The 2,254-nt window shown below is 51.4% G+C and carries 2 protein-coding genes; both read left to right on the plus strand.

The window, feature by feature from the left end; translation table 11 throughout:
* On the plus strand, positions 1–440 hold a 440-nt coding region (locus AC1DWI_RS20300), incomplete at its 5' end, for a hypothetical protein (RefSeq protein WP_477725590.1).
* Positions 441–443: 3 nt separating this feature from the next.
* Positions 444–1,802, plus strand: a complete 1,359-nt coding sequence (locus tag AC1DWI_RS20305) for a trypsin-like serine protease (RefSeq protein ID WP_477725591.1) — start codon at positions 444–446, stop codon at positions 1,800–1,802.
* The last annotated feature ends 452 nt before the right edge of the window (positions 1,803–2,254 follow it).

Here is a 2,254-nt window from a genome sequence, read left to right on the forward strand (position 1 = left end):
CTGTAAGCCTGCCTCAATTTGGCGCCAAAGGCTTGGTGTGGTTGAAAAACGAGCCATTTGATAACAACTCGGTAAATGCTTCTTTCAACGAAGACGGATCAATGAGTGAGTTGAGCTTCAAAGCGGCCGCGAGGGCTGAGCGGGGGGCCGCTGCTGCATCGGATACGGCCAAATCCCTTGCAGATTTAATGCAACTGCGCGTCGATACCTTGAAAGCTAAAGCAGCGGCCACTGATGAAAGGCAAAAGAAAGAGCAGCAGAATCAGATCAATGCCATCGATTCCCAGATTGCTCTAACGACCAAACAAAATGAACTTGACCTGGCGAAGGCTTCGGCGGGTGACCCGCTTACAAAAGAGAAAGCCCTGCTCCAGAAGCAGATCGAAGTAGAAACGCTTAAACAGCAGTACGACGCACTTCTCAAGAAGAAAGTCGAGTAGCCCGTGAAAGCAGTAATTCTATTCAGTCTGGTGCTCTGGGCAGGGYACGGTACTGCTCAAGAAATTCAGCTACGGGAAAGACTTGACAGTCGTGACGTTGAACAGCTCCGGGAACTTCGATTGGAACGGGCAAAAAGCCGTATCGCAGAGGTCAACTTGAATGACTCCACGAAAGAGCGATTGTTCAAGAGTTACGACCTCGATGTACTCGACGCAGTTCTTAAGGATCAAAGCGGCCGTAGCGGCGTTGATCTGAATAACAAGGCAAACGCACGTTTAAACCTGCTCAAACTGGGCACCGCATTGAAAGATCAGATTCCCTCGGGAAGGATCAACGCAAGCGGAATAGATTCCAAGTTAATTCTGGAGCTGGCTCGCAAATCTTCAAACCCGGAGATCGCCTCTCGCATCCTGGATTCGAAGCTTCGCCTGGATAAAAATAACCGTATCGTGCTCGGACTCGGTGCGGTCTTTAGCACCAATCCCGAGGTGAACGCACCTGACAAATCCCAGCCTGGGAAAATCCCTGGGAATTACAAGGGACTCAAGCCGACGGTATGGAGGTCGGGTTTGCTTTACTCCGGCATGCTGGCGCTGACGCGTCCGGACAAAAACTACATGCTTTGCTCAGGGACGGTCATAGCGAAATACTGGTTTCTAACTGCAGCTCATTGCTTGCTAAACGAAGAGACGCGAGGTAAGTTTTCGCCGGCGGAGGTTGCGGTCTTCTTGCCATTTCAACAAGGTTCCGAAACGGTCAACGCGATGCGAGGACATCTGAATCTAAACATGAAAAAAGTTTTGGTCGAAGCAACCGAATGGCTCGGAGACGGTATTCCGGAAGCTTTCCCGAATACTGTTGACGCTCTTAACCAGATGATTCGAGAGGGAAAAGATATTGCACTTCTGAGGTTGAAGAAGTCGGATATGGACGCACTCCCCTCAAGTATTGAGAGCGTCAGAATACTCAGTGGTCTTCCCAAGTCTTCACAGGTCAGTGTAGTTGGCTATGGCGTTACCAACATTTATGACAACAGCGATCTCACATTAATGGTGGCAATTCGAAATAACCTACCTGAAGGCCTGGATGCCAACGCTGACCTGATCACTTTTGGCGCACCTGCAGGATCGACCGCAGGTGGTATTTGTGGGGGAGATTCCGGCGGAGGACTTTTCGCTGGGCGGGTGAATGGCATAAGTAGCAGTCCGCGACTGATTGGTGTAGTGAGTGCCCTGCTCCAATCTGCGGACACGAGCAGCGCGGACGCGTGCATCGCTTCCGCTCAAGGCCATGCATCCTTGCTAAGCTCACGAAATCATGGTTTTATTTGCGGCAGGCTTCCTGAAGCCTGCATTCAATAAACCCAACCTAAGTCTACTTGCCATGGCATTCAGTGACTTTTAAATCCTCTTACAGACCCATACAAGTGCAGAGTGTGGGCGTTCCCCACACTACTTGTGGTTTTCTCGCCCCCCGATGCCAATAGTCTGGGTGTGGTTCAAAAATCCTTACCCAATCACGTTGCGTACATTGACAGGAAGTTGCGGCGTTCTGTATCGGCTTGCAGCGCTGTGCGTGACCCGGTGGAGACCATCCGCTTGCGGGCGAACCGGTTGAGGGTGTGGAAGAAGGGCATGCTGTTGGCGGAGACAGCCGAAGTAGTGGCAAAGTTGCGCATGAACGGAGACCGGGTGCGGTCGCGTTTTCACAGGCCTGAATCCAGCATCCGTAGATATTTCCCCTGTCTGCGGCGTGCTTTAACTATAAGATCAGCGCGATCACCAAAACAACAAGGTTGCAGCACAAGCCGCCT

Source organism: Polaromonas sp. P3_C2, assembly GCF_056402675.1.